5 protein-coding genes, 1 tRNA gene and 1 pseudogene are annotated in these 6,292 nt (G+C 68.9%); all 7 read right to left on the bottom strand.

Annotated features, from left to right (window positions below):
- Window positions 1-139: 139 nt before the first annotated feature.
- Window positions 140-442: pseudogene (locus tag A5764_RS14770) on the bottom strand (acyl-CoA dehydrogenase family protein); the annotation flags it as partial.
- A gap of 95 nt (window positions 443-537) precedes the next feature.
- Window positions 538-613 (bottom strand) — tRNA-Arg (locus A5764_RS14765).
- A 55-nt stretch (window positions 614-668) separates the two neighbouring features.
- Window positions 669-1,493 (bottom strand): LLM class F420-dependent oxidoreductase, encoded by an 825-nt coding sequence (locus tag A5764_RS14760; protein ID WP_082951707.1) that lies wholly within the window; start codon window positions 1,491-1,493, stop codon window positions 669-671.
- Between the two features lie 24 nt (window positions 1,494-1,517).
- On the bottom strand, window positions 1,518-2,573 hold the full coding sequence (locus tag A5764_RS14755) for a poly-gamma-glutamate hydrolase family protein (protein WP_067114256.1): 1,056 nt from the start codon (window positions 2,571-2,573) through the stop codon (window positions 1,518-1,520).
- 58 nt (window positions 2,574-2,631) lie between these two features.
- A complete protein-coding gene (locus A5764_RS29850; RefSeq protein WP_067114255.1) occupies window positions 2,632-4,029 on the bottom strand; it encodes an RNA polymerase sigma factor in 1,398 nt (465 codons plus the stop codon).
- A gap of 165 nt (window positions 4,030-4,194) precedes the next feature.
- The gene (locus A5764_RS14745; RefSeq protein WP_156664689.1) at window positions 4,195-4,809 is read right to left on the bottom strand and encodes a hypothetical protein; all 615 of its coding nucleotides are present in this window, start codon (window positions 4,807-4,809) and stop codon (window positions 4,195-4,197) included.
- 242 nt (window positions 4,810-5,051) lie between these two features.
- Window positions 5,052-6,292: Nramp family divalent metal transporter (locus tag A5764_RS14740; protein WP_369807324.1), on the bottom strand; the 1,241-nt coding region annotated here is incomplete at its 5' end.

Below are 6,292 nucleotides of genomic sequence, written 5' to 3'. Positions count from 1 at the left end.
TGTGCCTGGCCGCGTGCGACTCTTCCGGGTCTCTCGGGCGTAGTGTTGGATCGCTGAATTCCGGTGCCGGCTCGCGATCGCTCGCTCGAGGCTTTTCGCCGAAAGAAGTGATTAACCGTTGCGCGTCGCTGGTGTTGTGTCAGTCCCCGGTGGGGGCGAGGAGTTCCGCGAAGCGCTCTCGAGCCGTGGCGCGGCGCGTGGGAATATGTTCGGTGGCAACGTTTCCGGGCGGGGGAGCGTAGTCGCGAAGTATCAACCGCGCGACGCTGTCACGATGAACCTCGTCGGGTCCGTCGTAAAAGCGTGCCGGGCGCGCTGCCCGATACATTTGTTCCAAGGGCAAGTCCCCTGAGAAGCCCAGTGATCCGTTGATCTGAATCGCGCGATCGATGACGTTGTGCAAGACCTTTGCGTCGTAGTACTTGATGTAGGCGATCTCCTTGTCAGAGCCGGTTGACGGTGACCGGGGGTTAGACCCGCGTTTAGGTGCCCGTTATTCCACGCATATTGCACGGACTTATTTTCGAGCTGGTCAAATGGTGCCCCCGGCAGGATTCGAACCTGCGACACCGGCTTTAGGAGAGCCGTGCTCTATCCACTGAGCTACGAGGGCGGACGGGCTGAGCTTACCGGGCGGACCGCCTCAAGAACGTTGGCGGCGCCAGCGATCACCGCAGTTCGGCGATGACCTTCGCGAAGGTGTCGAGCCTGTTGTCCTGCACGGTGAACGATGTCAACCCGTACTTTTCGCGCAGTCCGGACAGCTGGTCGGCCATCTCGCGGGGGGAGCCGCTGAGCACCGAAGGCATGGACAGCAACTCCTCATCGGACAGGTCCGGTGCGTACCGGCGGGTCATCCGCAGGTCGGGCTCGGTCTCGCCGTCGGGTGGCATCGCCGTGATCACCATGTTGAGCTCCAGCGGCTCGAACCGATCACCCGCGGCCTTGCGGACGAACTCGATGCGTTCGGCCAGCGGGTCGTCGACGTCGCGCACCCGGGCGCCGGTCAGGCCGATGATGTCGGCGTGCCGGGCGGCCAGCGTCAGCACCCGGTCGCCGTTGCCGGCGATGAGGATGGGCGTCGTCGGGTGGTGTTCCTTCAGATATTTCGTCATGTGCTCCAGGTGGTCGACCCGGGCGCCGGCGGTGGGGTAGGGGATCTCGGCGGCCTCGAATTCCTCCCGGACATAGCCGGTGCCGAGCCCGATCTCGAGGCGGCCATCGCTGAGCACGTCAAGGGCCTGCATGTCGCGGCTGAGCAACGCCGGCTTGTAAAACGCGGCGTTGAGCACATACATGCTGAGCCGCAGCCGCGTTGTGGCCATCGCGACCGCGGTCAGCGTCGGAAACGGTGCCGCCGCGCCGAGATGATCTGGCACGCAAAGGATGTCGTATCCCAGGTCTTCGGCCCGCTTGACCTTGTCGACCAATGCCGAGCGCGACTTGAAGAACCGCATGCTTAGCCCAAAGCGAAAATCCTTGTCCACCAACAACCTCCGTCTCAAACGACAAAACAACTACCAGGACCGCGCCGCCGCCGCCAAGCCCCGCACCAGGGCACTGGTGACCGGTGACAAGCCGTCGGCGCCCGGCAACGGGCTGCGCGGACTGATGCCACGGACGCGCACCGACAGTTCCAGCTGCGTGCCGCCCTCGCGGACCCGGTTCACCGGGTTGTCGCGATGCAGGCCCCGCAGCTCGGGCGGGATGTCGTCGATGTCGGTGACGACCTGATAACCGGGCAGCCGGACGTGCCGGGCCAGGTGGTTGGCCAGCGCGCGGTTGCGCCCCCCGGCGAGCAGTTGTGCGCTGCGCCCGATGCGACCGTAGCCGTGCAGCGAGATAGCCACCTCGACGTGGTCGAGAAACTCTGCGAGCCTGGGCGATTCGTCCGGGTCGTAGAGGGCCGACGGCAGGTGGTGGGGGTAGCGGTCCGGGTGACGCAGCAGATACACCGACGCGTCGGCGGCCTCGGCGGCGCGTTCGGCGATGACGTCGGTCATCTGCTCCAGGCCGCCGCCGTGGATGGCAAGAAAACCGAAGCGTGATCGCAGCCGGCTCTCCTCGACCACTCCGGGCTCGCTCAACAACGCTGAAAGCGATTGCGGTGCTGGGGTTGTCGCGGCGATGGGGCGGGGCCAATGGGAGGGATCCCAGCGCCGCAAGAAGTCGATCCAGCGCTGCGGCAGGCCGTGCTGCACGGCACCGTCGATGATCCTGGGCAGGTATCCCGGTCGGGGCGGGCCCGGGGTCACCCGGTGGTCGATGTAGACCCAGGCCGGCGACGCCCCGTCGTCGGTGCGGACGGTCAGCCGGTCGCGCCGGTAGCGCACCGGCACGCCCTCGGCGCTGTCCAGCGTCGCCAGGTCGTCGTCGGAGACGTGCCAGAGCACCCCGTGCACCTCGTTGCCGGCGAACGGCTCGACGGTGGCCACGCCGCGCTGGTTGATCAGCCAGTCGTGATCGGACAGCACCGCCGGCCGCGGATCGGCGGCATCCGGACAGCGCATCGCCATCTGCCTGACGCACAGATTCGACCCGTATGCGAAATAGGGGTGCCGGCGGGCCGGCATCTACGCGGTCACCGTCTGGGCGCTGCGATCTTGAACCAAGCTAACTCCGGCGGGCCTCTCACGGACGACGACGCTCCCCATATTGCCGTACCGCGCGACCTGCGCGCCACGGTTCAGTAGATGACCGGCGGATGCGACGGCGGCGGCGGCGCGGCGGCACCGGTGACGGAGGCGCCGAGGGAGGCGACGGCGGCCTCTGCGGGTACGAGGGTGGTGTCACGACGGGCGGCTTCGGTAACACGATCGGCGGGGGCACCAACACCGGCGGCGGTAACACCACGATCGGCGGCGGCGCCACGATCGGCGGTGGCGGCATCACCGGCGGCGGAGCGACGATCGGCGGCGCCGCGGGAATCGGCGGGGCGGCCGGCTTCATGGGCGCGGGCGCGGTTCCCCTCATTTCGGTCGGCGTGATGGCGACCCTGTCGTGGTGCAGAAAGGCGAACATCAGCCCCAACGAGGCGAAGAAGGCGACGGCGAACAGCGCGATCCACGGGATGATCCGTCGAGCCCGCCAGGATTGGCCGCCGTCGGCGCGATCCCCGTCGTGCCCTTCCGCGGCGGGCGAAGACAACGCCACCGTCGGCGCGTCGTAGCCGGACTGCGCGCCGCCGTCCGGGTCGCCGCTGCTGGTGAGGCTGCCGCCGGCCGAGGTCAGCCGAATCTGGCCGAGCGTCTGATCCCGCAGCCAGGCGGGGGCCGGAATGAGCACCGGTGCCGCGCCCAGCAGCGCGACCGGGTTGACCAGGCGGCGCCGCTCGTCTTCGCAGGTGGGGCAGGACTCGATGTGGCGGGTGATGCGTTTGCGCATCAGCACGCTGAAGCGCCCATCCCAGTCGGCGAGGATGGCGGCCAGCTCGGCGCATTTGTCGGCGGTGTGCTGGGCGCGCCGGGCCACCAGCAGCGCACCCAGCGACGTTTCGATGGTGCCCCGCAGCCGCGACACCATCTTGTTGGCGGTGCCGGGGCTGACCTCCAACGCTTCGGCCAGCTCGGGTCCGTCCAGGCCGTGGCGGTAGGCCAGCTCGAGTACCGTGCGGTCGCGGTCGACGAGCCCACCGGCGGCCTCGGCGATGAGACTGGCCAGCTCGTTGCGGGCGGCCAGGGTGTCTGGGCCCGCGTCGTGCGACGCGGCCTCGGGCAGCTCGTCGGAGGCTTGTTCGCGACGGCGCTCACGGATGCAGCGCAGGGCTTCATTGCGGGCGATGGCATACAGCCAGGGGCGGAGCCTGTCGGGCTCGCGCAGCTTGGGCAGCTGGGTCGCCGCGACGCAGAACACGTCTTGCACGCAGTCGGCGGCGGAGTCGCGATCGCGCACCATGCCGATACAGAAGTCGTGCAGCCGGTCGGCGTAACGGTCGTAAATCATGGCAAACGCGCGTCGATCGCCCGTCGCGGCCGCGCGAGCCAACTCGGCGTCGCTGACGATGTCCCAATTGGATAGTGCGGTCGTCACGTCGCTTTCCCAACCCCAGAGGCGCCGGTGCCGGTCAGGTGAGTACCGACGCTGCGAATAAGTGTGCGCCCGCCGGGGTGAAAAGGCACGAGGAAATTCCAGCTCCGCGGCGGAGGCGTGGGCGAGGTCGGAGTCACCACACGGCCTCGCCCGTTGCCCGGGACCTCATTTGCAAACCCCCTGCACCAGGTGGTGCGGCGGCAAGCACAGCGACGGCGGTGACGGCAGCGGCGGCAGCGCGGGCAGGTTCGGGAACAGTGACGGCGGCACCTTCGGCGCAGAAGGCAGCGAATGCGGCGGAGGTAGCTGCGGCGCGGAAACGGGCGCCCCGATACGGGGTGCGGGTGCGTTGGCGGTAACGACCGGGCCCTTCGGCGCGGCGTCCGGCTGGGTGCCCGGGTCGGCCGGGGGCGGCGGGCTGTCGGACAGGGGAGCGACCACCGCGGCGGGGGTCGGGTTATCCGGGGCCGCGGAGGCGGGAGCGGCCGGCGCGGCGCCGCCGTTCTGCGGTTGGGACGAGTTGCCGAAGAGGGCGAACGCCAGCACGGCGCCCGCACCGACCAAGCCGACCAGGCCTCCGACCACGAACGTCTTGTCGATTGGCCTGCGCCTGGTCGGCGAGGTGATCGGGTGGTTGGGCGGAAGGTTGCGCTCGTACGGACGGTCCGAGGCGGAATCGGTCGGGTCACCGAGCGGGCTCGACACCCAGGCGTAGGCCGCGGTGGACTCTTGGCCGCGCGGTGCGAGGGTGGTTCGCTCTGGGTCGTAGCTCGTGCTCATCGGGTGCTCCTTGGGGGTGGGCAGCGGCCCGGGATGGGGCGCTGTCATAGGTAGGAGGGCGCACCCGGCGCGAGTCGGACACTTTTTTGAAGACTTTTTTGTCGTGGCCCCGCGTGGGCCGACAACCATAGGCTGGCGCACCCCGCTTGCCGAATCTTCGCGAAGTCCTTGCGAGTTTCTTGCGACCGCTCGGCGGCGCTAGTTGTGACGGCGAGCGCGGCGCCGTCGCGTCAGAATCGTGGTCAGTCCGCGAGGGTCAGACAGATCAGCACCACGTTGAGCACGCTGATCATGACCGCGACCGCCCAGCCGATCACCGTCGTGACTGGGTGGTTGGCGTCACGACCCATCAGTTCGCGGTTGCTGGTCAGCCTGACCAGCGGAAGCACCGCGAACGGGATGCCGAACGACAAGACGACCTGGGATATCACCAGCGCGCGGGTCGGATCGAAACCGAGCGCCAGGATCGCCACCGCCGGGCACAGCGTGACCAAGCGGCGCACCAGCATCGGAACCGACCGGTGCAGCAATCCCTGCATGATCATGGCGCCGGCGTAGGCGCCCACCGATGACGACGCCAACCCGGAGGCCAGCAGCCCGATCGCGAACAGGACCGCGATCGTCACGCCCAGGGTGTTTTGGATCGCGCTATAGGCGCCGTCGATGGATCCGGTTTCCTCGCGGCCCTGCAGGTTGATCGCGGCGACGAGCAGCATCGCCGCGTTCACCGTTCCGGCGACGGCCATCGCCAGCACCACGTCCACCCGGGTGACCCGCAGCAGCCAGCGCCGCTCCGGGCCCGCCGCGGGATGCCCGTGCCGATCCAGCACGAGGCCCGAGTGCAGGTACACCGCGTGCGGCATGACCGTCGCACCCAGGATGGCGGCGGCCAGCAGCACGCTTTCGGTGCCGTGGAATCGCGGCAGCAATCCGCCGACTACGGCGCCGGGCGGCGGCGTCGCGACGAAGAAGCTGGCCGCGAAGCCGACGGCGATGACGAGGAGCAGGCCGGTGATGACGCGCTCGAAAAGAAGTTGGCCGCGACGGTCTCTGATCGACAGCAGCAGCAACGAGATCACCCCGGTGATGATCCCGCCGAGCGGCAGCGGCAAGCCGAACAGGATGCGCAGGGCGATGGCGCCGCCGATCACTTCGGCGACGTCGGTCGCCATGGCCACGATCTCGGCCTGCGCCCAGAAGGTCAGCCGGAGCGGACGGCTCATCCCCCGGCCGATCGCCGCGGGCAGCGACCGTCCGGTCACCAGCCCGAGCTTCGCCGACAGGTACTGCACCAGGCCCGCCGCCACGTTGGCGGCGACGATGACCCACAGCAGCAGGTAGCCGAACTGCGTGCCCGCGCTGACGTTGGCCGCGACGTTTCCGGGATCGACATAGGCGATGGCGGCGACGAACGCCGGCCCGAGCAGGTACCAGCTCGTTTTGAGCGAGGCCTGCGTGCTTTGCGCCAACGTATCGACCCTCG

The organism is Mycobacterium sp. 852002-51057_SCH5723018 (assembly GCF_001667035.1).
Taxonomy (GTDB): domain Bacteria; phylum Actinomycetota; class Actinomycetes; order Mycobacteriales; family Mycobacteriaceae; genus Mycobacterium.
The sequence above is the reverse complement of the archived record's forward strand: the minus strand, read 5'-3'. Positions and strand labels throughout refer to the sequence as shown.

Coding starts and splice junctions, on each gene's coding strand:
- A5764_RS14745 (WP_156664689.1), bottom strand. CDS start 4,809: ATGAGCACGAGCTACGACCCAGAGCGAACCACCCTCGCACCGCGCGGC.
- A5764_RS14755 (WP_067114256.1), bottom strand. CDS start 2,573: ATGCCGGCCCGCCGGCACCCCTATTTCGCATACGGGTCGAATCTGTGC.